Genomic DNA, 22,514 nt, shown 5'->3' with positions numbered 1-22,514 from the left:
CATGGCCGAGACGTACGTGCAGCGCCGGGATGCCGACGGGCGCAAGGATCTGCGTTATCCCGCGGCTCCCGAGCCGCTGACCGTTCCGGTGTATGACAACCACGCGCACCTCGAGATCGCCGACGGCCCTTCGACGGGCTCAGCGACCCAGCAGGGGTTGACGCTCTCTGAGCAGCTCGACCGTGCTGAAGAGGTCGGCATCGCCGGCGTCGTGCAGGCATCAGGCGACATCGAGTCCTCGCGCTGGGCGGTGGACGCGGCGGCATCCGACCCCCGCGTGCTCGCGGCCGTCGCCATCCACCCGAACGACGCGCCCGTCTACGCAGCCGAAGGGCGCCTCGAGGAGGCCATCGCGGTGATCGACGAGCTCGCTGCGCACCCGCGCACGCGGGCCATCGGCGAGACGGGACTCGACTACTTCCGCACCGACGAGCCGGGGCGGCCTGCGCAGCACGAATCCTTCGAGGCGCACATCGCGCTGGCGAAGAAGCACGGCATCGCGATGCAGATCCACGACCGCGATGCCCACGACGACGTGCTCGAGATGCTGACGCGCGTCGGCGCTCCCGAGAAGACGGTGTTCCACTGCTTCTCCGGTGACGACGCGATGGCGCGGGTCGCGGCGGATGCCGGGTACTGGCTGTCGTTCGCCGGCAACGTCACGTTCAAGAACGCGCAGAACCTGCGCGACGCGCTCGCGGTCACGCCGCTCGATCGCATCCTCGTCGAGACCGACGCACCCTTCCTCACCCCCGAGCCGCTGCGGGGACGTCCCAACGCGCCCTACCTCGTGCCGATCACGGTGCGGTTCATGGCCGCCCAGCTCGACCTCGAGGTCGACGAGCTGTGCGCGCACCTCGCGGCGAACACTCTCGCGGTGTACGGCGCGTTCAGCTGAGCATCGATGCCAATGTGGTTTCAACAGAGTAGAATTGTGGTCACTCTGAAGGAGGCGTCGTGGAGCAGGTGGGGATCCGACAGCTGAAGGCGAATCTGAGCGCCTACGTGAACACCGCGCGCAATGGAGATCGCGTGGTCATCACAGACCGAGGTGTCGCTGTCGCCGAGATCGTCCCGATCGAGGGCAACGACCTGCTGCAAGATCTAATCGATGAGGGCCTGGCCACGCGGCCTGCGCACGCGGGGCGTTCTCGCCCGCGGCCACGAGCCACAGGCGTGGGGCTCAGCGATCTCGTCGCCGAGCAGCGCCGGTGATCGTCTATCTCGACACCTCGGCACTCGTGCCGTTGCTTGTGGAAGAGGCGGGAACTCCGATCGCACTGCGGCTATGGCGTGACGCGACGCAAGTGGCCTGCTCCCGACTGGTCGTGGTCGAGGCGGCTGCCGCAATCGCCATGGGACGAAGGGCTGGCCGTCTCTCTGAGAGCGAGCACGACGCGCTGCAGGAGAATGCCACGCGTCTGATCCGTGACATGACGCTCATAGAGGCGTACTCGGACATCGTTGGTCAGGCCGCCGAACTCGCGGTGCGGCACAGTCTTCGTGGATATGACGCGACGCACTTGGCGACCGCCACCCGCATCCGGGCGCGCGACGTGCTGTTCGCGTCGGGGGACCGGATGCTTCTGCGCGCAGCCAACGATGAGGGGTTCACGACGATCGACACCAGCGTCTCGAGACCGGACTCGCAAGTTTGATCCCCCCGTGCCGGGCGGCGCGTCGTTGCATCGTTGCATCGGGGCACTAACCCGTAGCCTTATCGGGTGCGCCTTCTCGACGAGATCACCCTGCAGGACGAGTTCGTACGGCTCGAGCCGCTCGGCCATGAGCACGCAGACGATCTGCGCCGCGCTGCAGCGACACTGAGCTCCGCCTGGTACACCTCCGTGCCCAGCGCGGAAGAGGTGCCGGCCGAGATCGAGCGGCGTCTCGCCCTGCGCGACGCGGGAGGGATGAACCCCTTCGCCGTGCGGCGTCTGGCCACCGAGGAAGTCGTCGGTATGACCACGCTCTGCAACATCGACCAGCCGAACCGCCGGGTCGAGATCGGCTACACCTGGATCGGTGCGTCCGCGCAGCGCACCGAGGTCAACCCCGCGATGAAGCGGCTGCTGCTCGCGCACGCCTTCGACACCTGCGACGCGATCGCGGTGTCGCTCATGACGCACTTCCACAACCGGCAGTCCCGCGCCGCGATCGAGCGCCTGGGGGCGAAGCTCGACGGCATTCTGCGCAACCACCGCATCATGCCGGACGGATCGCTGCGGGACACCGTCGCGTACTCGATCCTCCCGCACGAGTGGCCGGCCGTTCGCAACGGGCTGGACGCCCGCCTGACCAGCTAGACCGCGACCGCGTCCCCGTCGAGAGCCGGCTTGGCCGCGGCGATGTGCGAGATCTGCCGCCACATCAGCAGCAGCGTGATCGCCGAGCCCGCGAACGCGAACCACCACGGCGCCGTCAGCCCCCACGTCTGCGCGATCAAACCGCCCAGCGCCTGTCCGAGAACCATGCCGCCGAAGACGCCGACCATGTTCACCGACCCGACGCGGCCCTGCAGATCGTGCGGCACCAGTCTCTGGCGGACGGTCGTCGAGATCGTGCCCCAGACGAACGCGTAGGCGCCGAAGCCGAACATGATCACCAGCGCGACGACGCCGTTCGTCGTGAGCGCGAAGGCGAGATGCATGATCACCTCGAGCGTCAAGCACACCTTCATGATCGTGGCGAACGAGACATGCCGCTCCAGCCAGCCGAAGCTCAGCGTGCCCAGCAGCCCGCCGACGGCCGACGCGGTGGTGAGCGCGCCGAAGCCGACCGGCCCCATGCCGAGGTGCTCGGTCGCGTAGAGCACGAGGATGCCCCAGGGCGCCGCCCAGGTGATGTTGAACGCGAGGATGATCACGATCAGCGTCCGCACCGGCTTGTTGCGCCACGCCCAGCGCAGCCCCTGCCCGATGTCGTGGCGAACCCGGGTGGGCTCCGCACGCGGCGGCACTGGCTGCCGCGCGATCCGGGAGACGAGGATCAGCCCGAGGGTCACCGCGAGCACCTGAGCCAGGAACGGCCAGAAAGATCCCACCGCGAACAGGAAGGCACCCAGCGGAGGGCCGGCCAGCTGGTTGGCGACGAGGAAGCCGGCCTGCAGCCGCGCGTTGCCGATACCGAGGTCAGCGGGCTTCACCATCATCGGCAGCAGCGTGCTCGTGCTCGTGTCGGCGAAGACCTCGGCCGTGCCGTACAGGAACGACACGACCAGCACGATAGCGATGTTCGCGGTGCCGGTCACGAGCAGCACCACGAGAGCGGCGACGATGACAGCACGGATGCCGTGGGCGAGCATCACGAGCATCCGCCGCTCCACGCGATCCGCAATCGCGCCGGCATGCAGCCCGAACAGCAGCCACGGCAGGAACTGCAGCATGGCACCCGAGGCGACGAGTAGGGGAGAGGAGGTCATCGACGCGATCAGCAGCGGAGCCGCGGCCAGCGCGATGCCGTCGCCGATGTTGCTCGTCCACGCCGCGGACATCAGCCAGGGGAAGTCGCGGCCGAGCCGGCGCGGTGCGATGAGCTCTCCCAGTGCGGTCACCCGCCTGATCCTAGGGGCAGGGGGCGATGGGCGAGAATGGACTCATGACCGTCTCCCTGCTCGGCGCCACCGAGATCCGTCGTCTTGCCGCCGAGCTCGACGTCACGCCCACGAAGAAGCTGGGGCAGAACTTCGTCGTCGACGCCAACACCGTGCGCAAGATCGTGAACGCCGCCGGCGTGCAGGCGGGGGAGCGGGTCGTCGAGATCGGTCCGGGCCTCGGGTCGCTGACCCTGGCGATCCTCGAGACGGGCGCCTCGGTCACCGCAGTCGAGATCGACCACCGCCTCGCCGAGCGGCTGCCGCAGACGGCGCGCGAGCGCGGCGTCGCCGAAGGCGCCCTGACAGTGGTGGATGCCGATGCCATGCGCGTCACCGAGCTGCCCGGTGAGCCCACCGTGCTCGTCGCCAATCTGCCGTACAACGTCTCGGTGCCGGTGCTGCTGCACTTCCTCGAGACGTTCGCGTACCTGGAGCGCGGCGTCGTGATGGTGCAGGCGGAGGTCGCCGAGCGACTCGCGGCGAAGCCGGGATCGAAGATCTACGGTGCGCCGAGTGTGAAGGCCGCCTGGTACGGACCGTGGCGGCTGTGCGGCACCGTGTCGCGGCAGGTGTTCTGGCCGGTGCCGAACGTCGACAGCCTGCTGGTCGGCTTCGAGCGCGACGAGACGCCCCGCGGCGGCGAGGACGAGCGCCGGCGCACCTTCGCGATCGTCGACGCAGCCTTCAACCAGCGCCGGAAGATGCTGCGCCAGGCGCTGTCCGGTCTCTACGGGAGCTCCGCCGCGGCATCCGCCGTGCTCGAAGCCGCCGGCGTCGCGCCCACCGCACGCGGCGAGGACCTCACGGTCGACGACTACCACCGCATCGCGCTGGTGCAGTCCGAATCGACACCGGTGCCGATAGCCTGACAGCGTGACCGAACCGCGCTTCAACCCCGACGTTCCCGAGATCCACCGGCCGTATGTCGCGGCCGCCGAGCGCTATCAGCGCTTCGCCTACCGCCAGGTCGGCACAAGCGGCCTCTACCTGCCGCCGATCTCGCTCGGCCTGTGGTGGAACTTCGGCGACAACATCCCCCTCGACAACCAGCGTGCGCTGCTGCGCCACGCCTTCGACAGCGGGATCACGCACTTGGACCTGGCCAACAACTACGGACCCCCCTACGGTTCGGCAGAGAAGAACTTCGGCCGCATCATGTCGGAGGATCTCGCGCCGTACCGGGACGAGCTGATCATCTCGTCGAAGGCGGGCTGGGACATGTGGCCGGGGCCGTACGGCGACCTCGGCAGCCGCAAGTACATCCTCGCCAGCGCCGAGCGATCGCTCACGAGCATGCGCCTCGACTATGTCGACATCTTCTACTCGCACCGCGTCGACCCGGTCACCCCGGTGGAGGAGACCATCGGGGCGCTCGACACGCTGGTGCGGCAGGGCAAGGCGCTCTACGTCGGCATCTCGTCATACAGCGCCGAGCGCACCGAAGCGGCGCTCGCTGTGGCGCGCGACCTGGGCACCCCGCTGGTGATCCACCAGCCGTCGTACTCGATCCTCAACCGCTGGGTCGAGGACGGCTTGACCGACACCCTGCGAGCGGCCGGCATGGGAGCGATCGCCTTCACGCCGCTGGCCCAGGGGCTGCTCACCGGCAAGTACCTGGGCGACGGCACGGCTGACCGCGCCCAGAAGCGCCGCTCGCTGCCCGAGCGTCCGGTCTCCGACGAGGGACTCGCGGTGCTGCGCGGGCTCAACGACATCGCCGCGGACCGCGGGCAGACGCTCGCTCAGATGGCGCTGCAGTGGACCCTGCGTGATCCTGTCGTCGTCTCGGCGCTGATCGGCGCCTCGCGGCCCGAGCAGATCGATGAGAACATCGCGGCCATCGACGGGCCCGCGTTCACCGACGACGAGCTCACCGCGATCGATGCGATCGCGCACGGCATCGACGTCAACCTCTGGTCCGTGTCGTCGGAGCTGTGATGGCGCGGAGACCGGATGCCGTGCATGTCAGGGCTCCGGGCAAGATCAACGTCTACCTGGGCGTCGGTCCGCGCCACGACGACGGCTATCACTCCCTGGCCACCGTCTTCCAGGCCGTGTCGCTGTACGAGGACGTCTACGCGTCCGCGGCCGAGGGATTCACGCTCGAGGTCGAGGGGGACGTCGACGTCTCTGGCGTCCCCCTCGACGACCGCAACCTGGCGATGAGGGCCGCTAAGCTGCTCGCGCAGACCGCGGGGGTGGATGCCGGGGTGCACCTGCGCATCCGCAAGGGCGTGCCCGTGGCCGGCGGCATGGGCGGCGGATCTGCGGACGCGGCCGCGGCGCTCGTCGCGTGCGACGCCCTGTGGGGAACCGAGCTGGGTGCGCACCGCCTGCACGCGCTGGCGGCGCGTCTCGGTGCCGACGTGCCGTTCGCCCTGCACGGCGGGACGGCGATCGGCGCGGGCCGCGGCGATGAGCTCACGCCTGCGCTCGCACGCGGGCGGTTCGACTGGGTGCTCGTGCTGAGCGAGCAGGGCCTGTCCACTCCCGAGGTGTACGGCCGCCTCGACCAGCTGCGGGCGCAGGAGGGAGCGGTTGCCGACGACCCCCCGATGTCGCTCGACGTGCCGCTTCCGGTGCTGCACGCGCTGCGGTCCGGGGATGCCCGCGACCTCGCCCCCGTGCTGCTGAACGACCTCGAGGCCGCCGCCGTGATCGACCGGCCCGATCTCGGGGCCGCCCTCGTCGACGGCATCCGCTTCGGTGCGCTCGGCGGTCTCGTCTCCGGATCCGGACCGACGATCGCGCTGCTCTGCGAGGGCCTCGAGCACGCCCGCGCGGTTCAGGAGCAGCTGAGCGCCAGCGGTCGGCGCGCGCTGCACGTGCACGGGCCGGTGCCCGGTGCCCGCGTGATGGGCTGAGACGCAGAGAGGGATCCGCCCGAACGGACGGATCCCTCTCTCACGCGCGACGGCAGATCAGCGGGTCGTGCCGGCGCGACGCTTGTTGTAGATGTCGAACGCGACCGCGAGCAGCAGCACGAGACCCTTGACGATCTGCTGAGCGGCCTGCGGCACGCCCATCAGCTGCATGCCGTTCGACATCACGGCCATCACCAGGCCACCGACGAGGGCGCCGCCCACCCGGCCGACACCGCCCATGGTCGACGCGCCGCCGATGAAGCAGGCCGCGATCACGTCGAGCTCGAACATGTTGCCCATGCCCGGCTGCGCGCCGTTGGAGCGCGATGAGAACACCGCGGCGGCGATTCCGGTGAGGAAGCCCATGTTCACGAAGATCCAGAAGTTCACGCTCTTGACGTTCACACCCGACAGGCGAGCAGCCGAGAGGTTGCCGCCGACAGCGTAGACGTGACGACCGAACACCGTGCGGTTGGTGACGACCTGGTACACGAGGATCAGCACGGCCACGATGATGAGCACGATCGGGAAGCCGCGGTTGTAGGCCAGTGCCCACGCGAAGGCAAGCAGCACCGCCGAGACGACGACGAGCTTGAGGATGAACAGGAACGGCGACTCGACCGGCTGGTTGTATCCCTGCCGTGCGCGGCGGGTGCGCAGTGAGCTGACGACCACTCCGACCACGGCGATGAGGCCGATGACCAGGGTGAAGATGTCGACGGTCTGCGGCAGCGCCTTGAGTCCCTGGCCCTCTCCGATGGTGATCGAGCCGAACAGGCTGTCGACGAAGCCGCTGGCGACGTTGCGGTAGTCCTGCGGGAACGGCGACAGCGACACGTTGTTCAGCACCAGCCAGGTGAGGCCGCGGAACAGCAGCATGCCGGCCAGGGTGACGATGAACGCCGGGATGCCGACGATGGCCACCCAGAAGCCCTGCCAGACGCCGACGATGATGCCGACCACGATGGCGGCGATGATGCCGACCCACCAGGGCATGCCGTTCTTGATCACGAGGACGGCCGAGACCGCGGACGCGAAGGCGAGCACCGACCCCACCGACAGGTCGATGTGGCCGCCGACGATGACGAGGATCATGCCGAGCGCCATGATCAGGATGTGAGCGTTCTGCAGGACGATGTTCGTCACGTTCTCCGGCGAGAGCAGCTTGCCCCCGGTGGTGATCGTGAAGATCGCGATGATCGCGATGAAGGCGATGTAGATGCCAGACGTGCGCAGATTCTGCGTCAGCAGATCCTTCACCTCGGTGAAGACGTTGTTCACGCTGCTGCCTCCTTCGTGGAGTTCGGTTCGATGGTCATGAGCGACATGAGCTTCTCCTGGGTCGCCTCGGCGACGGGAAGCTCACCGGTGATGCGCCCGTAGGCGAGGGTGTAGACGCGGTCCGAGAGTCCGAGCAGCTCGGGGAGCTCGCTCGAGACCACGATCACGGCCTTGCCCGCGGCGGCGAGCGCGTTGATGATCTCGTAGATCTCGTACTTCGCGCCCACATCGATGCCGCGGGTGGGCTCGTCGAGGATCAGCACGTCCGGGTCGGTGTACAGCCACTTGGCGAGCACGACCTTCTGCTGGTTTCCGCCCGATAGATTGCCGACGATCTGCGCGACTGTCGGCGACTTGATGTTCAGATCGCGGCGATACTGCTCCGCGACCTTGCTCTCCTCGTTGCCGTCGACGAAGACGCCGCCGGTGACGAGCTTTCCCAGCGCCGACGATGAGATGTTCGTCTTGATGTCCGTGATCAGATTGAGGCCGTACTGCTTGCGGTCCTCTGACACGTAGGCGAGTCCGTTGTCGATCGCGGCCCGCACGCTCCGAGTGGAGATCTCCTTGCCGCGCAGGAACACCTTGCCTGAAGCATCCCGGCCGTAGCTGCGGCCGAAGACGCTCATCATGAACTCGGTGCGGCCAGCGCCCATCAGCCCGGCGATGCCGACGATCTCGCCGGCACGGACGGAGAGCGAAGCGTCGTCCACGATCACTCGACCAGCCTGCGTCGGATGCATGACGGACCAGTTCTCGACGCGGAAGATCTCCTCGTGGATGTCGGGAGTGCGCTCCGGGAAGCGGCTGTCGAGCGAGCGCCCGACCATGCCGCGGATGATCCGGTCCTGCGTGGCATCCGGTCCGTGCATGTCGATCGTCTCGATCGTCTCGCCGTCGCGGATGATGGTGGTCGAGTCGGCGATGTCGACGATCTCGCCCAGCTTGTGGCTGATGATGATGCTGGTGATGCCCTGGTCGCGCAGGTCGCGCAGCAGGCTCAGCAGGTGCTCGGAATCGGAGTCGTTCAGCGCGGCTGTCGGCTCGTCGAGAATGAGCAGCCTGACGTCCTTCGTGAGTGCCTTGGCGATCTCGATGAGCTGCTGCTTGCCGACTCCGAGCTGTCCGACGGCCGTCGTCGGGTTCTCGTTCAGACCCACACGGGCCAGCAGAGCAGTGGCCTGGGCGTTGACCTCGTGCCAGTCGATGAGGCCGCCGCGACCGAGGATCTCGTTGCCCAGGAAGATGTTCTCGGCTACCGAGAGGTAGGGGACGAGCGCCAGCTCCTGGTGGATGATGACGATGCCGGCACGCTCGGAGTCCTTGATGGCTCCGAACTCCTGCGTGGCGCCGTCGAAGATGATGTCACCCTCGTACGTGCCGTGCGGGTACACACCGGACAGCACCTTCATGAGGGTGGACTTGCCGGCGCCGTTCTCGCCGCAGATGGCGTGGATCCGGCCGCGCTCGACGCTGAGGTTCACGTTCTTGAGAACCTTCACGCCGGGGAAGTTCTTGGTGATGTTGCGCATCTGGAGGATGACGTCGGACATCGATGCTCCTGTCTGTGGAACCGCGGACCCACGGGACCCGCCGAACCGCTTGTGGCGCGGCGGATCCCGTGGTGCTCGTGCGAGTGTTACTCGGCGACGCCGGCTGCGACCTCGGCCTCGGTCCAGTAGCCCGACTCGATCAGCAGGGACTTGATGTTGTCGGTGACGACGATGTCGGACTCGAGCAGGAACGACGGGACGACCTTCTCGCCGTTGTCGTACGTCTCGGTGTCGTTCGCCTCGGGCTTGTCGCCGTCGGCGAAGGACTCCGCGGCGGTCACGGCCTGGGCGGCCAGCTTGCGGGTGTCCTTGAAGATCGTCGCGTACTGGACGCCGTCGGCGATCATCTTCACCGAGGCGATCTCGGCATCCTGACCGGAGACGACCGGCAGGCCCTCCTCGATGGTCGAGCCGTAACCCGCGTTCTCGAGGGCGGTGATGATGCCGCGCGACAACCCGTCGTACGGGGAGAGCACGCCGTCGAGCTGCTTCGAGCCACCGTCATAGGTGCTAGTCAGCAGGTCCTCCATGCGCTTCTGCGCCACGGCCGGGTCCCAGCGCAGCGTCGACACGGTGTCGAAGTCCTTCTGGCCGGATCCGATGGTCAGGCGACCGTCCTCGAGGTAGGGCTTCAGGGTGTCCATCGCTCCGTCGAAGAAGAATCCGGCGTTGTTGTCGTCGGGCGAACCGGCGAACACCTCGATGATCTTCTTGTCGGCGGAGTCGGTCTCCTTGCCGTCGGCGTCGAGGTAGCCGAGTCCCTGCAGCAGGCTCTGCGCCTGCTGCACGCCGACGTTGTAGTTGTCGAACGTGACGTAGAAGTCGACGTTCTTCGTGCCGTTGATCAGTCGGTCGTACGCGATGACCGGGATGCCCTTGCTGGCGGCGTTGTCGAGCTGCGTGGCCAGCGCCGTGCCGTCGATCGACGCGACGATGAGGATGTCGGCGCCGTTGGTGATCATCTGGTCGAGCTGCTGCTGCTGACGGGGGATGTCGTCGTTGGCGAACTGGAGGTCGACCTCGTAGCCGAGGTCCTCGAGCTGGGACTTGACGGCGTCGCCGTCGGCGATCCAGCGTTCGGAGGTCTCGGTCGGCATGGCGACGCCGACGAGGATGTCCTCTGCGGCGGTGCCGCCACCCTCGGAACCCGAGCCCGATTCGTTGCCGGAGCAGGCGGCGAGGCCCAGCGCCAGGGCGAAGGCGCCGGTGGCCGCGAAGGTGCGCAGGACGGTCTTTCTCATTGCGATCTCTCTTCCTTGAAAGGCTTGATGCAGCGGACTGCCGAGTCGTCTCGGTGAGGCGCGAACGCGCGTCCGTTCTGGGAGCATTGCATATTGACGTGCCTGCGGACAAATAAATCTGTCGAACCTGCGGACAAATTGACCGATTCGATATCATTCGGGAAGCCGAGCAACGCAGAGGTGATCTCGATGGCTGAACCGCTTCTGCGGATGACGGGCGTGACGAAGCGCTTCCGTGGCGTCGTCGCGCTCGCCGGTGTCTCCCTCGACGTTCATCGCGGGGAGGTGCACGCGATCTGCGGTGAGAACGGCGCCGGCAAGTCCACGCTGATGGAGATCCTCAGCGGCATCCACCGGCACGGCAGCTTTGATGGCACGATCGAGCTGGAAGGGCGTCAGGTCGCATTCCGCTCCCTCGCGGACAGCGAAGCCGAGGGGATCGTCATCGTTCATCAGGAGCTCGCGGTCGTGCCGCAGCTGACGATCGCGGAGAACATCTTCCTCGGCAATGAGATCACCCGCCGCGGGCTGCTCGATCGGGATGCCGTCAATCGGCGCGCCGCTGCGCTGATGGCACGCGTGGGACTGCACGAGAGTCCCGCCGCGCGCGCCGGTGACCTGGGCATCGGCAAGCAGCAGCTCGTGGAGATCGCGAAGGCGCTCGCCAAGGATGTGCGCCTGCTGATCCTCGACGAGCCCACCGCGGCGCTGGGCCGTGACGATTCCGACCGGCTGCTCGCGCTCGTGCAGCAGCTGCGCACCCAGGGCATCACCTGCGTGCTCATCTCGCATCGGCTTCGCGAGGTGCTGGGCGTCGCCGATCGCATCACGGTGATCCGCGACGGTGCGACGATCGAGACGATGCGCACCGACGATCCCGAGACAGACGAGCGGCGGATCATCCGCGCGATGGTGGGTCGTCCGCTGGACGACCTGTTTCCGCCGCGTGAACCGGACATCGGCGACGAGCTCTTCCGGCTGGAGAACTGGAGCGTTCGCCATCCGGCCGACCCGACGCGTCTCGTCGTCGACGACGTGAACCTGACCGTGCGCTCCGGAGAGATCATCGGCATCGCGGGGCTGATGGGAGCCGGTCGCACGGAGCTCGCGATGAGCGTGTTCGGCAGGTCGTTCGGGTCGGCCATAACGGGGACGGCATATAAACGCGGGGAGCGCATCGAGCTGCGTTCGGTGCGCGAGGCGATCCGGAACGGCATCGTCTACGCGCCCGAGGACCGTCGGCGCGACGGGCTCAATCTGCTCGCCAGCGTGCAGTCGAACGTGTCGGCGGCGGCGCTGGGACGGCTCTCCCAGCACGGACTCGTGGACGACGTGCGCGAGCGCAAGGTCGCCGAGGCGTACCGGTACAAGCTCAACATCAAGGCGCCGAGCGTCGCGTCTCGGACGGGGGCGCTCTCGGGCGGGAACCAGCAGAAGATCGTCCTGTCCAAGTGGATCTTCACCAACCCGGACGTCCTCATCCTCGACGAGCCGACCCGGGGGATCGATGTGGGGGCGAAGTACGAGATCTACGGGTTCATCAACGAGCTGGCGGCGCAGGGCAAGGCGATCATCGTCATCTCGTCCGAGCTGCCCGAGGTGATCGGACTCTCCGACCGCATCTACACCCTGGCGCACGGGCGGATCACCGCAGAGATCACCCGGCAGGACGCCACCCAGGAGCTGCTCACGTCGCATATGGCGGTCGAGCGCGCATGAGCACAGATCATCCTGCGGCGCGCCGCGGAGCATCGCCTTCGCCCGTCGCCATCACCCGCACGACGAACGAGGATGTGCGCGCGCAGAACCTCTCGGCGGTCCTGCAGCTCGTGCACGCGGCCGGTGCCCAGTCGCGGTCCGAGATCGGCGCCGTCACGGGTCTGAACCGCTCCACGGTGACCGCTCTCGTGCAGGAGCTTCTCGATCTGCGTCTGGTGCGGGAGGAGTCGGTCAAGCCCACCGGTCGCGTGGGGCGCCCCTCCCTCGGTGTCGCGGCTGACGATGACGTCGTGGCGCTGAGCATCGTCGCCGACCCGCGTGCGGTCTCGGTGGCGCTGGTCGGGCTCGGATCGGCCGTGCACTCGCGCGTGCGACACGACCTGGCATCCCCGCCGAACCCGCGACGGTTCGCGCAGGTGGTGTCGTCCCTGGTCGACGGGATGCGGGCCGACATCGACCGCCATTATCGGCTCGTCGGGGCAGGCGTCGCGGTACCCGGACTGGTTGACTCGCGGGGCACGGTGCTGCTGTCGCCGTCTCTGAACTGGCGGCGTGAGCAGCTCGCGCATCGCCTGAGCGACGCCCTCAGGATGCCCGTGGCCGTCGGCAACGATGCCAGCGTCGGTGCTATGGCCGAGACGCACTTCGGTGTGGCCCGCGGCGTGGGGAACGTGCTCTACCTGAGCGGTTCGATGAACGGCATCGGCGGTGGCCTCGTCTTCGACGGATCACTGCTGCGCGGCACCTCGGGCTTCGCTGGGGAGTTCGGTCATACCGTGGTCAACCCCGCCGGCTCCCTGTGCAGCTGCGGACGCCGTGGATGCCTGCAGGTGGAGGTGAACCCGGCGACCGTGCTCGCCCTTCTCGGCCGCCGGGGGCTCGACGAGGACGAGCTCGACATCGAGCTGGGCATCGTGCGCGACCCGGTCGTGCTCGCCGAGGTCGCCAGGCAGGTCGACGTGCTCTCGGTGGCGCTGACGAACTTCGTCAACGCGTTCGCGCCCGAGATGGTCGTGCTCTCGGGCTATCTGGGCGTGCTGCTGGCGACCAGCCGCGAGCGGCTCTCAGAAGCGGTGCGCCTGCATCCGGTGGGGTCGGAGGGTCGCACCGTGCGGCTCGAGCGCGCTCGCATGCGATCGCACCTCATGCAGATCGCGCCCGCCGAGCTCGCCTTCGAGGCGGTGCTGAACGACCCCTCCGCCGCGGCATCACGGCTCTGATCGTGGAGCTCTGCCCGCTTCGGCGCGTGTGAGGATGGAGTGATGGCTGCACAGAAGAACTGGCGTGCGCGTCTGGTCGAGGCGATCCGCGTCGACGCAGCCTCGCGCCCCGAGACCCAGGCCATTCTCTCGGTCGACGAGATGTATGCCCGCCGCGTGATCGAGCTCGCGATGCGCATCGCCGAAGCCCTCATCGCGGTCGGAGCGGCCGCGAACGAGGTGGTGCTCTCGGCGACGCGCGTGGCCGCCGCCCTCGGCATCCGGCCGGTGCACGTGGACATCACGTTCAACTCGATCGCCGTGTCGTATCAGGGCGGCGAGTCCGACCCGCCCTTCACGGCCATCCGCGTGGTGCGCGCCCCCGTTCCCGACCACGCGAAGCTGCAGCAGCTGCAGGCCCTCGTGGTCGACATCGAGGCGGGGCTGGCCCTGCCGGAGGCGCGGGTGCGCTTCCATGCCATCCGGCGCATGCCCTTCCGCTATCGGCCGACCGTGATCGTGCTCGCGCAGGGGCTGCTGGCCGTCGGCGTCTGTCTGCTCTTCGGTGCGTCGTGGATCACCACGCTCATCGCCTTTCTCGCCGCGTGCGGTGCCGCCCTGACCCAGCGGTGGATGACTCGGATGCACCTGCCCTTCTTCTTCGCCCAGGCCGCAGGCGCGCTCGTGGTCACCGCGTTCGCCGCCGCCGCCAACTCGCTGCGCAGTCAGGGCATCGCGCCCTTCGACCAGGCCAGCATCGCCGTGATCGTGGCGGCCGGGATCGTGCTCATGCTCGCGGGGATGTCTGTGGTGGGAGCCGCGCAGGACGCGATCGACGGCTTCGCGCTCACCGCGGGCGGACGCATCCTGGATCTGGCGCTGCTCACCCTCGGCGTCGTCGTCGGCATCGTGGGCGGCGTGGCTCTCGCGCAGCGGCTGGGGATCGGCTTCACGCTCTCGACCGAGCCGCCGGCGCTCGGCCCCGGTTCGATGCAGGTGGCGGGAGTCGTGCTGATCGCCGTGACCGTCGCCGTATGGAACGGCGCGACGTCGCGCACGATCCTCGTCTCAGCCGTGCTCGGAGCGATCGCGTGGGGCGGGTTCAGCGCCGGCGCGGCCGGCGGGTTCGGCGTGCCCGTCGCCAGCGCGGCCGGCGCGCTGATCGCGAGTTTCGTCGGGTCGCTCATCGCGCACCGCCTGCACGTTCCGTCGATCGCGGTGACCACCGCGGCCATCGTCCCGATGGTGCCAGGGTCGGTCGTGTACCGCGGCCTGCTGGGGATCGTGGAGGCGGAGGACGATCCGATCGCGCTCATCCTCGGGTTCGCCGACCTGCTGCAGGCGGGCGCGATCGGTCTGGCACTGGCATCCGGAGCATCCCTCGGTCTCGTCCTCGGTGCGCCGGTGCGCGACACGCTGCAGAGCGTCGTGCGCCGCCGCGGCCGCATCCGCTGAGCCGCGAGCTGGGCGGTCTCGTCGCCCTCGACGCTGGGCGGATGCAGAGCAGCTACGGCATAGCCTTGACGTGATGGCACATCTACTGGGGGCCGAGGCCCTGCACCTGGAGTACCCGACCAAGGTCGTCTTCGATTCGGTGACGGTCGGCGTCGACGAGGGCGACCGCATCGGCATCGTCGGTCGCAACGGCGACGGCAAGTCCTCCCTCATGAAGCTGCTCGCCGGCGTCCTCGAACCGGACTCCGGACGGGTGACCCGCCGCGGCGGGCTGCGGGTGGGGGTGCTGGAGCAGCAGGACCGCCTCGACGATGCGATGACCATCGGCCAGGTGGTCGTGGGCGATCGGCTCGAGCACGAATGGGCGGGTGATGCCCGCACCCGGGACGTCATCGCGGGGCTGCTGACCGACCTCCCGTGGGATGCGCAGATCGGCTCGCTCTCGGGCGGGCAGCGTCGTCGGGTGCAGCTGGCGCAGCTGCTCATCCAGGACTGGGACCTGATCTTCGCCGATGAGCCCACCAACCATCTCGATGTCGAGGCGATCACCTGGCTCGCCGCGCATCTCAAGAGCCGCTGGTCGAAGAACGCCGGCGCGCTGCTGGTCGTCACACACGATCGCTGGTTCCTCGATGAGATCTGCACGGCGACGTGGGAGGTGCACGACCGCGTCGTCGAGCCCTTCGAGGGCGGCTACGCCGCGTACATCCTGCAGCGCGTCGAGCGCGACCGGATGGCCGCGGCGTCGGAGGCGAAGCGGCAGAACCTCGCCCGCAAGGAGCTCGCCTGGCTGCGCCGCGGTGCCCCCGCGCGCACGAGCAAGCCGAAGTTCCGCATCGACGCCGCGAACGCCCTGATCGCCGACGTGCCGCCGATCCGCGACTCCGTCTCGCTGCAGTCGCTGGCGGTGTCGCGACTGGGCAAGGACGTCGTCGACCTGCTTGACGCCGGAGTCTCGTACCCTTCGGCAGGCTCAGGGACCCAGGGTGGAGCAGGCTCAGGGACCCAGGGTGGAGCAGGCTCAGGGACCCAGGGTGGAGCAGGCTCAGGGACCCAGGGTGGAGCAGGCTCAGGGACCCAGGTCAAAACCGTCCTGCAGGATGTCGAGTGGCGCATCGCTCCAGGGGAGCGCACGGGCATCCTCGGTGTCAACGGCGCCGGCAAGTCCACCCTGCTCGGTCTCGTCTCGGGCGACGTCGAGCCCACCAGCGGGCGCGTCAAGCGCGGCAAGACCGTGCAGGTGCGCACCCTCACGCAGGGGATCGACGAGCTCGAGCAGCACTGGAACGACCCGGTGCGCACAGTCATCGACGGCCTGCGCACCTCGTACACCTTCGGCCCTTCGGCAGGCTCAGGGACCCAGTCCTCCAAGGCGGCAGAGCTCACGCCAGGGCAGCTGCTGGAACGCCTCGGCTTCACCTCGGCGCAGCTGTCGACCCCGGTGAAGGACCTCTCGGGCGGTCAGCAGCGCCGACTGCAGCTGCTGCTCGTGCTGCTCGACCAGCCGAACGTGCTCATCCTCGACGAGCCCACCAACGACATGGACACCGACATGCTCGCCGCCATCGAGGACCTCCTGGACTCCTGGCCCGGCACGCTGCTGGTGGTCAGCCACGACCGGTACTTCCTCGAGCGGGTCACCGATCAGCAGTACGCCGTGCTGCGCGGGCGGCTGCGGCACCTCCCCGGCGGGATCGACGAGTATCTGCGGCTGCGCGAACTCGAGAAGCGCGAGCAGGCGGCGTCGCACTCCGGAGGTGCGCCCGCTCAAGGGGCCCCGGCGCAGGCATCCGGGCTGGAGGGGGCTGCTCGCCGCACGGCCGAGAAGGAGGTCGCCGCCCTTGAGCGGCGCATGCAGAAGCTCAACGACCAGATCGAGCGGGCCAAGCACGCTCTCGCCGATCACGACCAGTCCGACTACGCGGGGCTGGGAGAGCGGATGCAGCAGATCCAGGCGCAGCAGGATGAGGTCGACGAGCTCGAGCTGCGCTGGTTCGAGCTCACCGAAGAGCTCGGCTGAGCGGCATCCCCGCGCGCATCACCGACCGAGCGCGTACACGATCAGCAGCATCGTGACGACGAACCCGCAGGCGTAGTTGATCCACAGGAAGTGCCGCCAGCCGCGGTTCGCCGCACCCGAATCGGCGTCTGACAACGAGCGATACGGCGCTGCCGCCCACAGGTACGGCAGGGCGAGCACGGCGGCCAGCGCGCCGGGGAACCCGGTGAACAGCATAAGCACTCCCGCCGCGGCCCAGCAGGCGAGGGCCAGCCGCACCGTGCGGGCGGCACCCAGCGCCGTGGCGATCGACGAGATGCCGCCCTCGCGGTCGGGCACCACGTCCTGCACGGCCCCGAACGCGTGGCTCGCGACACCCCAGAGGAAGAACGCGGTCAGCAGCGCGACGAGTCCCAGCGTGACCGTCCCCCCGGCGAGGGCGAACCCGTACACCGCGGGGCTCACGAAGTGGATGCTCGAGGTGACCGAGTCGAGCACCGGCACCTCTTTGAAGCGGAACGGCGGCGCCGAGTACGCCACGACGGCGAACAGGCTGATCGCCAGGATCAGCCACGACACCGGCGAGCCGAGCACGACGAGGGCGATGACGAAGGGCGCGCACAGAGCGATCGCCGTCACGAGCACCGTTCGGTGCCGCTGCGGCGACAGCAGCGCCCCCTCGACCCCGCCCTTGCGGGGGTTCGCGAGGTCGGAGGCGTAGTCGAACACGTCGTTGATGCCGTACATCGCCAGGTTGTACGGCACGAGGAAGAACAGCGTGCCGATCACCCACTGCGCGTCCACGCCCCCGGCTACGAGCAGGTAGGCGGCCGCGAACGGGTAGGCGGTGTTGATCCAGCTGAGCGGCCGAGACGCGGCCAGCAGGTCACCGATCATCGGCACGCTCCCTCCGCAGGCGTGACCACAGGGCCGGCAGCAGGATCACCGCGGCGAGCGGGTAGGCGAAGTCCTCGAGCGGGGCCTCGCCGATCCGGATGCCCGAGATGTGCGCGCTCGAGTAGTCGAACAGCCCCACGGCGATCATCAGGTTGTCGAACACGGCGGTGAGCACCACGAGCGCGGCCGCCGCGATGAGCAGTGACGCCGCAGACGGCATTCGGTCGCGTCGCCGCACCACCAGCGCGACCACGACGGCCGCCGCGAGGAATCCCGCGCACAGCAGCACGTAGCTCATGCGTCCGCCCTCCGTCGTGCGGTGAGCACCTTCTCGGCGCCGCAGACGAGCACCATGGTCAGCTGGCACAGGAACAGCAGGAAGATCGGCTCCTCGATCGGCAGCTCGGGTGCGAGCAGGATGCCCGTGGCGAACTGCCCATCATCGCGGAAGAAGATCCCGAGCCCGATCCCAGCGAGATCCCAGAGCAGGAAGAACGCGGTGCCGAGCGCGAGCACAAGCGCAGCCCGCCACGGATCCCGGCCGAGGAACAGCCGGTGACGCACATCGAGCAGCACCATGCCCGCGAGCGATACGAGCAGGGCGATCAGGTAGCCGGCGCTCACAGCGGCTCCGCCAGGGGGCCCGCCGAGACGTCCCCGCGCAGGCGCTTGACGACCAGCTCGGCGCTGATCAGGCACATCGGCAGGCCGATGCCGGGGATGGTCGTGGCGCCGGCGTACAGCAGCCCGTCGACCTTCGACGACATGTTCGCGCCGCGCAGGAAGGCGCTCTGCCGCAGCGTGTGCGCGGGGCCGAGCGCCCCGCCGCGCCACGCCCCGAAGTCGCGTTCGAAGTCGGCGGGGCCGATGGTGCGACGCACGACGATGCGCTCCCGGAGGTCGGGGATGCCGCACCAGCCGGCGATCTGGTCGATCGCCGCATCGGCCGCGCGTTCGACGCGCTCATCGCCGGTGCCGTCGATGCCGCCGGCCCCGATGGACGTGTCGGCGGGAACGGGGATGAGCACGAACAGGTTCTCGTGTCCCTCGGGAGCGACGTCATCGGTCGCGCTCGGACGGCAGACGTAGAGGGACGCCGGATCGGGGATGCGCTTGCCCTCACCGTGACGGCCTCTGCCGTAGATCGCGTCGAATCCCTCCTCCCACTCCCTGGTGAACAGCAGGGTGTGGTGCGCGAGCTGGGGCAGCTCGCCGCGCACCCCGAGCAGCGCGAGCACGGCTCCGGGCCCTGGGTCGCGTCCGTCCCACCAGCCGTCCGATCGCGTGCGATGCTCGGGGTCCAGCAGCTGCTGCTCGGTCACGTGCAGGTCCGCGGTCGACACGACGACGTCGGCGGGCAGGTGCTCGCGCGTGCCGTCGGAGAGCTCGACGTCGACCCCGGACGCGGAACCGGCGTCGACCGTGATGTGCGTCGCGCGGCATCCGGTGCGGATGTCGACGCCCTCCGCGCTCGCCACGCGGGCGATCGCGGCGATCACCGCAGCGAAGCCGCCGCGCGGATACAGCACTCCCTGACCGATGTCGAGGTGGCTCATCAGGTGGTACATGCCGGGTGCCTTGGCGGGCGACGTGCCGAGGAACACCGCGGGATACCCGAGCACCTGCTGCACGCGCGGCTCGCGGCTGTGCCGGCGGATGCGCCGGTCGAGAGGCTCCGCGAGCAGGCGGGTGAGCGTCGGCAGACCGCGCAGGGTGCGCGGGGTCAGTAGCGGGCGCAGCGACTCGTACGTGCTGTAGAGGAACGTCGAGGTGGCGAGGTCGTAGGTGTCCGCCGCGGATGCCAGGTAGCGGTCGAGGCTATGGTCCGCATCCGGATCGAGGGCGACGAGGGCGTCCCTGGCTCCTTCGGCCGGCAGGTCGAACGGCTCGGCGTCGTCTTCGAAGTACACCCGGTAGGCAGGGTCCAGGCGGACGAGGTCGAGCTGCTCGGCCGCCGAGGTCCCGAGCAGCCGGAAGAAGTGGTCGAACACCTCGGGCATGAGGTACCAGGAGGGTCCTGTGTCGAAGCGGAAGCCGTCCGATTCCCAGCTGCCGGCGCGGCCGCCGAGATCCTCTCGTGCCTCGACGAGCGTGACCGATGCGCCCTCGCGGGCGAGCAGGGCGGCGGTGGCGAGCCCGGAGATGCCTCCGCCGATGACGACGGCGCGCCTCATGCGGTCGTCCTTCCCGCTGCTGCGTTCGCCAGGATGCCCAGCTTGCGCCCGAGCGGCACCGAGACCCGTCTCGTGCGCAGCTCGGCTGCCGGCGTGCTGCGCAGCTGCTCATTGAGTCGTCCGAACAGCGCAGCAGCGGCCGTCGTCGCCCGCCGCGATCCGCGCGGCAGCCGCGCGATGGCTTCGCGTGCGACAGCGAGGTCCTCGGCGATCTCGTCGACGACGGCCTCCTTCTCGCAGTCGGTGAAGGTCTGCGGGTCCAGGCCCGGGATGTACGAGCGGCCCAGTCGTCCGGCATCATCGGCGAGGTCGCGCAGGAAGTTCACCTTCTGGAACGCGGCACCGAGGCGGCGCGCGCCCTCTTCGAGCTGGTCGTCGAGCGTGAATCCCGGATGCTCGAGAGCGAACACCCGCAGGCACATCGAACCCACCACCTCGGCCGAGCCGTGGATGTAGCGCCGGTACTCCTCGAGGTCGTAGCGCGGGTGCGCGGTGGCATCCATCCTCATCGACTCGAAGAACGGCTGCACGAGCTCGGCGCCGATCCCGGTTCGCCGCGCGGTGGCGGCGAACGCGTGCACGACGAGGTTCGCGCTGAAGCCGCACTCCATCGCCCGGAGGGTGTCCTGTTCGAGGGTGTCGAGGATGGCGAGCACCTCCGGCGCCGCCAATCCCGCTTCGGAGGCGGGGCCGTCGACGATCTCGTCGGCGATACGCACGAGGGCGTACACGTCCGAGATCCCGCTGCGCACGTCGCGCGGCAGCAGCCGGCTCGCGTAGCCGAAGGACGTCGAGTATTCGCTGATCACGTGCGCCGCAGCAGTGTGGGCGGTGCGCGTGTACAGGTCGAGTGCGCGCTCGGCGCTCATGACTGCCGCTCCGCGCAGCGCTCCGCGATCTGCGCCAGCTCCGCGCGCAGCCCGGTGGGCAGGGGAGCGATGGCGATCGCGTGCAGGACGTCGTGCAGCACCCCGTCGATGACCCGCTGCATCCGCTCGACCGCACCGCAGGCCACCAGCGCGGCACGCAGCCGGTCGGCATCGGACGTGTCGAGCGGGGCGCGTCCGAACAGGGGACGCACGGCCTCCCACTCGGCGGTGCCCTCGGCGAAGGCCACGAGCAGCGTGCGCTTGCCCTCGCGCAGATCTCCGATGACGCTCTTGCCCGTGCTGCTCTCGGCGCCGAACACGCCCAGCGCGTCGTCGCGCAGCTGATACAGCAGGCCCAGGCGCGATCCGATCCACTCCAGCGCGTCCACGACCTGGTCAGTGGCGCCCGCCAGCAGCGCACCCACCCGCAGCGGTGCGGCGAACGAGTACGCGGCGGTCTTCTGCTCGATCATCCGCAGGATGTCGGCCTGATCGGCGTGCATGACCCCCTTGGCGAAACCCACGTCGGCATGCTCTCCGGCCGCGGTCAGGATGAGCGCGTCGTCGATAACGCGGTGCAGGGTCGCGGCGACCGGATGCGTGACATCGGCGACGAGTGCGTGTGCCCCGCTGATCAGCAGGTCACCCGCGAGCAGCGCTGACGCCTCGCCCCACGCGGTGGCGGTGTGCGGGGCGTGCCCGTCGTCGAGCGCAGCGGCCGCGAACCGGCCGGCAAGGTTCGGCTTGCCGCGGCGCACCAGGTCGCGGTCGAGCACGTCGTCGTGCATGAGAAGAGCGGTGTGCAGCACCTCGAAGGCCGCGGCGGCGCACAGTGCCGAGTCCTCCTCCACGCCGCCCAGGCTCTCGTGGGCGAGCAGCAGCAGTCGGGGCCGCAGGCGCTTTCCGCCCTGGGTCGCATCCGCCGCCCGGCGCCACAGATCGCCGTAGCGCCCGCCCATCGCATCGGCTCGGGCGATCCGGTCGGCGAAGAACCGATCGATGATCTCGTCCAGTCGCGGATGGACTGCCGTCTCCAGCCTCACGCGACGCTCCGCCACGCGGTCGCATGAATGGTCCCGGCGGTGGCCGAGAGCTGCTGCGCCTGCAGCACGAGCCAGGGGCTGAACGCCCATGGCGCCGCTGTCAGCGCGGCGGCGAGATCCTCAGCGCTGACCCAGCGAGCGTCCATCACCTCGGCCGGGTTCAGCTCCGGCTCGCGCACGGCGCGCGCGGTGTAGACGGGGCAGATCTCGTTCTCGACGATGCCGGACGCGTCGATCGCGCGGTACCGGAAGTCGGGCAGCTCCACCTGCAGATCGGCGATCTCGAGCCCGAGCTCCTCGCGTGCGCGACGCTGCACGGCATCCGGAATCGCCTCGAACGGCGCGGGGTGACCGCAGAACGCGTTGGTCCACGTGCCAGGCCAGGCGCGCTTGGTCAGCGCCCGTCTGGTCAGCAGGAGCCGCCCCTCGTCGTCGCGCACGTGGCAGGAGAACGCGAGGTGCAGCGGGGTGTCCTGATGGTGCACCTCGTCCTTGCGGGCGACGCCACGGGGGTTGCCGTCGTCGTCGAGAAGGATCACGCGCTCGGGGGAGTGGGTCACTGGGCCTCCTGTGTATTCCCTAGACAGGCTAGCTTTCAACTGTGGATATATCCACATCTGACGTA

22 protein-coding genes are annotated in these 22,514 nt (G+C 69.0%); 11 read left to right on the top strand and 11 right to left on the bottom strand.

Translation table 11 applies throughout. The features are described 5' to 3' along the window. The first annotated feature begins 1 nt into the window (after position 1). The 4 genes from ACIPV2_RS13650 to ACIPV2_RS13635 all read left to right on the top strand — a co-directional run bounded on the left by ACIPV2_RS13650 (position 2) and on the right by ACIPV2_RS13635 (position 2,306). Positions 2-898 (top strand): TatD family hydrolase, encoded by an 897-nt coding sequence (locus ACIPV2_RS13650; protein ID WP_400842117.1) that lies wholly within the window; start codon positions 2-4, stop codon positions 896-898. 59 nt (positions 899-957) lie between these two features. Continuing rightward, positions 958-1,215, top strand: coding sequence for a type II toxin-antitoxin system Phd/YefM family antitoxin (locus ACIPV2_RS13645; protein WP_400842115.1), 258 nt, complete (start codon positions 958-960; stop codon positions 1,213-1,215). Further along, a complete protein-coding gene (locus ACIPV2_RS13640; protein WP_400842113.1) occupies positions 1,212-1,658 on the top strand; it encodes a type II toxin-antitoxin system VapC family toxin in 447 nt (148 codons plus the stop codon). The genes ACIPV2_RS13645 and ACIPV2_RS13640 overlap by 4 nt, the downstream gene beginning before the upstream one ends. Before the next feature lie 66 nt (positions 1,659-1,724). After that, on the top strand, positions 1,725-2,306 hold the full coding sequence (locus ACIPV2_RS13635) for a GNAT family N-acetyltransferase (RefSeq protein ID WP_400842111.1): 582 nt from the start codon (positions 1,725-1,727) through the stop codon (positions 2,304-2,306). Here the strand turns inward: ACIPV2_RS13635 and ACIPV2_RS13630 are convergent. Next, the gene (locus ACIPV2_RS13630; protein ID WP_400842109.1) at positions 2,303-3,553 is read right to left on the bottom strand and encodes an MFS transporter; all 1,251 of its coding nucleotides are present in this window, start codon (positions 3,551-3,553) and stop codon (positions 2,303-2,305) included. The two genes, ACIPV2_RS13635 and ACIPV2_RS13630, sit on opposite strands and share 4 nt — an antisense overlap. A gap of 44 nt (positions 3,554-3,597) precedes the next feature. On the opposite strand from ACIPV2_RS13630, the gene rsmA reads away from it, so the two are divergent. The 3 genes from rsmA to ACIPV2_RS13615 are packed head-to-tail and all read left to right on the top strand — an operon-like array spanning position 3,598 to position 6,459. Beyond that, positions 3,598-4,464: a 16S rRNA (adenine(1518)-N(6)/adenine(1519)-N(6))-dimethyltransferase RsmA gene (gene rsmA / locus ACIPV2_RS13625; RefSeq protein WP_400842107.1), complete on the top strand. Its 867-nt coding sequence runs from the start codon at positions 3,598-3,600 to the stop codon at positions 4,462-4,464. Positions 4,465-4,468: 4 nt separating this feature from the next. After that, on the top strand, positions 4,469-5,533 hold the full coding sequence (locus ACIPV2_RS13620; protein WP_400842105.1) for an aldo/keto reductase: 1,065 nt from the start codon (positions 4,469-4,471) through the stop codon (positions 5,531-5,533). Beyond that, the gene (locus tag ACIPV2_RS13615) at positions 5,533-6,459 is read left to right on the top strand and encodes a 4-(cytidine 5'-diphospho)-2-C-methyl-D-erythritol kinase (RefSeq protein WP_400842104.1); all 927 of its coding nucleotides are present in this window, start codon (positions 5,533-5,535) and stop codon (positions 6,457-6,459) included. The genes ACIPV2_RS13620 and ACIPV2_RS13615 overlap by 1 nt, the downstream gene beginning before the upstream one ends. 57 nt (positions 6,460-6,516) lie before the next feature. On the opposite strand, the gene mmsB is transcribed toward ACIPV2_RS13615, so the two are convergent. From mmsB to chvE, 3 genes are all read right to left on the bottom strand, one after another. Beyond that, positions 6,517-7,740, bottom strand: a complete 1,224-nt coding sequence (gene mmsB, locus ACIPV2_RS13610) for a multiple monosaccharide ABC transporter permease (protein ID WP_400842102.1) — start codon at positions 7,738-7,740, stop codon at positions 6,517-6,519. Next, complete coding sequence (gene mmsA, locus ACIPV2_RS13605) at positions 7,737-9,293, bottom strand: multiple monosaccharide ABC transporter ATP-binding protein (protein WP_400842100.1); 1,557 nt, start codon at positions 9,291-9,293, stop codon at positions 7,737-7,739. Before mmsA ends, mmsB begins: the two co-directional genes overlap by 4 nt. An 86-nt stretch (positions 9,294-9,379) precedes the next feature. Beyond that, the gene (gene chvE / locus ACIPV2_RS13600) at positions 9,380-10,534 is read right to left on the bottom strand and encodes a multiple monosaccharide ABC transporter substrate-binding protein (RefSeq protein ID WP_400842098.1); all 1,155 of its coding nucleotides are present in this window, start codon (positions 10,532-10,534) and stop codon (positions 9,380-9,382) included. 189 nt (positions 10,535-10,723) lie between these two features. Between chvE and ACIPV2_RS13595 the strand changes: the two genes are divergently transcribed. The 4 genes from ACIPV2_RS13595 (at position 10,724) to ACIPV2_RS13580 (ending at position 16,927) form a co-directional block, all read left to right on the top strand. Beyond that, complete coding sequence (locus ACIPV2_RS13595; RefSeq protein WP_400842096.1) at positions 10,724-12,253, top strand: ATP-binding cassette domain-containing protein; 1,530 nt, start codon at positions 10,724-10,726, stop codon at positions 12,251-12,253. Then, on the top strand, positions 12,250-13,473 hold the full coding sequence (locus tag ACIPV2_RS13590; RefSeq protein ID WP_400842094.1) for an ROK family protein: 1,224 nt from the start codon (positions 12,250-12,252) through the stop codon (positions 13,471-13,473). The genes ACIPV2_RS13595 and ACIPV2_RS13590 overlap by 4 nt, the downstream gene beginning before the upstream one ends. Before the next feature lie 42 nt (positions 13,474-13,515). After that, positions 13,516-14,907: a threonine/serine exporter ThrE family protein gene (locus ACIPV2_RS13585; RefSeq protein ID WP_101188349.1), complete on the top strand. Its 1,392-nt coding sequence runs from the start codon at positions 13,516-13,518 to the stop codon at positions 14,905-14,907. A gap of 73 nt (positions 14,908-14,980) precedes the next feature. Further along, complete coding sequence (locus ACIPV2_RS13580; protein WP_400842092.1) at positions 14,981-16,927, top strand: ABC-F family ATP-binding cassette domain-containing protein; 1,947 nt, start codon at positions 14,981-14,983, stop codon at positions 16,925-16,927. An 18-nt stretch (positions 16,928-16,945) separates the two neighbouring features. Here ACIPV2_RS13580 and ACIPV2_RS13575 read toward each other — a convergent pair whose 3' ends face one another. The 7 genes from ACIPV2_RS13575 to idi are packed head-to-tail and all read right to left on the bottom strand — an operon-like array spanning position 16,946 to position 22,449. Continuing rightward, a complete protein-coding gene (locus ACIPV2_RS13575) occupies positions 16,946-17,803 on the bottom strand; it encodes a prenyltransferase (RefSeq protein WP_400842090.1) in 858 nt (285 codons plus the stop codon). Further along, positions 17,793-18,101, bottom strand: a complete 309-nt coding sequence (locus tag ACIPV2_RS13570; protein ID WP_400842088.1) for a lycopene cyclase domain-containing protein — start codon at positions 18,099-18,101, stop codon at positions 17,793-17,795. The genes ACIPV2_RS13575 and ACIPV2_RS13570 overlap by 11 nt, the downstream gene beginning before the upstream one ends. Then, complete coding sequence (locus tag ACIPV2_RS13565) at positions 18,098-18,427, bottom strand: lycopene cyclase domain-containing protein (RefSeq protein WP_400842086.1); 330 nt, start codon at positions 18,425-18,427, stop codon at positions 18,098-18,100. Before ACIPV2_RS13565 ends, ACIPV2_RS13570 begins: the two co-directional genes overlap by 4 nt. After that, positions 18,424-19,977: a phytoene desaturase family protein gene (gene crtI, locus ACIPV2_RS13560; protein ID WP_400842084.1), complete on the bottom strand. Its 1,554-nt coding sequence runs from the start codon at positions 19,975-19,977 to the stop codon at positions 18,424-18,426. The genes ACIPV2_RS13565 and crtI overlap by 4 nt, the downstream gene beginning before the upstream one ends. Further along, entirely contained in the window at positions 19,974-20,846 is an 873-nt protein-coding gene (locus tag ACIPV2_RS13555; protein WP_400842083.1) for a phytoene/squalene synthase family protein, read from the bottom strand. The genes crtI and ACIPV2_RS13555 overlap by 4 nt, the downstream gene beginning before the upstream one ends. Continuing rightward, the gene (locus ACIPV2_RS13550; RefSeq protein WP_101188343.1) at positions 20,843-21,889 is read right to left on the bottom strand and encodes a polyprenyl synthetase family protein; all 1,047 of its coding nucleotides are present in this window, start codon (positions 21,887-21,889) and stop codon (positions 20,843-20,845) included. The genes ACIPV2_RS13555 and ACIPV2_RS13550 overlap by 4 nt, the downstream gene beginning before the upstream one ends. After that, complete coding sequence (gene idi, locus ACIPV2_RS13545; protein ID WP_400842080.1) at positions 21,886-22,449, bottom strand: isopentenyl-diphosphate Delta-isomerase; 564 nt, start codon at positions 22,447-22,449, stop codon at positions 21,886-21,888. The genes ACIPV2_RS13550 and idi overlap by 4 nt, the downstream gene beginning before the upstream one ends. Positions 22,450-22,514 lie beyond the last annotated feature (65 nt).

It is taken from the genome of Microbacterium sp. NPDC089987, from assembly GCF_044748505.1.
Classification (GTDB): domain Bacteria; phylum Actinomycetota; class Actinomycetes; order Actinomycetales; family Microbacteriaceae; genus Microbacterium.
Note: the sequence above shows the minus strand (reverse complement) of the source record. Positions and strands in the feature narration are given on the sequence as shown.

Bases quoted from the DNA above. Each gene is read 5' to 3' on its own strand.
- ACIPV2_RS13650 (WP_400842117.1), top strand. From the start codon at position 2: ATGGCCGAGACGTACGTGCAGCGCCGGGATGCCGACGGGCGCAAGGAT.
- rsmA (WP_400842107.1), top strand. From the start codon at position 3,598: ATGACCGTCTCCCTGCTCGGCGCCACCGAGATCCGTCGTCTTGCCGCC.
- ACIPV2_RS13615 (WP_400842104.1), top strand. From the start codon at position 5,533: ATGGCGCGGAGACCGGATGCCGTGCATGTCAGGGCTCCGGGCAAGATC.
- mmsA (WP_400842100.1), bottom strand. From the start codon at position 9,293: ATGTCCGACGTCATCCTCCAGATGCGCAACATCACCAAGAACTTCCCC.
- chvE (WP_400842098.1), bottom strand. From the start codon at position 10,534: ATGAGAAAGACCGTCCTGCGCACCTTCGCGGCCACCGGCGCCTTCGCC.
- ACIPV2_RS13595 (WP_400842096.1), top strand. From the start codon at position 10,724: ATGGCTGAACCGCTTCTGCGGATGACGGGCGTGACGAAGCGCTTCCGT.
- ACIPV2_RS13590 (WP_400842094.1), top strand. From the start codon at position 12,250: ATGAGCACAGATCATCCTGCGGCGCGCCGCGGAGCATCGCCTTCGCCC.
- ACIPV2_RS13585 (WP_101188349.1), top strand. From the start codon at position 13,516: ATGGCTGCACAGAAGAACTGGCGTGCGCGTCTGGTCGAGGCGATCCGC.
- ACIPV2_RS13580 (WP_400842092.1), top strand. From the start codon at position 14,981: ATGGCACATCTACTGGGGGCCGAGGCCCTGCACCTGGAGTACCCGACC.
- ACIPV2_RS13575 (WP_400842090.1), bottom strand. From the start codon at position 17,803: ATGATCGGTGACCTGCTGGCCGCGTCTCGGCCGCTCAGCTGGATCAAC.
- ACIPV2_RS13570 (WP_400842088.1), bottom strand. From the start codon at position 18,101: ATGAGCTACGTGCTGCTGTGCGCGGGATTCCTCGCGGCGGCCGTCGTG.
- crtI (WP_400842084.1), bottom strand. From the start codon at position 19,977: ATGAGGCGCGCCGTCGTCATCGGCGGAGGCATCTCCGGGCTCGCCACC.
- ACIPV2_RS13555 (WP_400842083.1), bottom strand. From the start codon at position 20,846: ATGAGCGCCGAGCGCGCACTCGACCTGTACACGCGCACCGCCCACACT.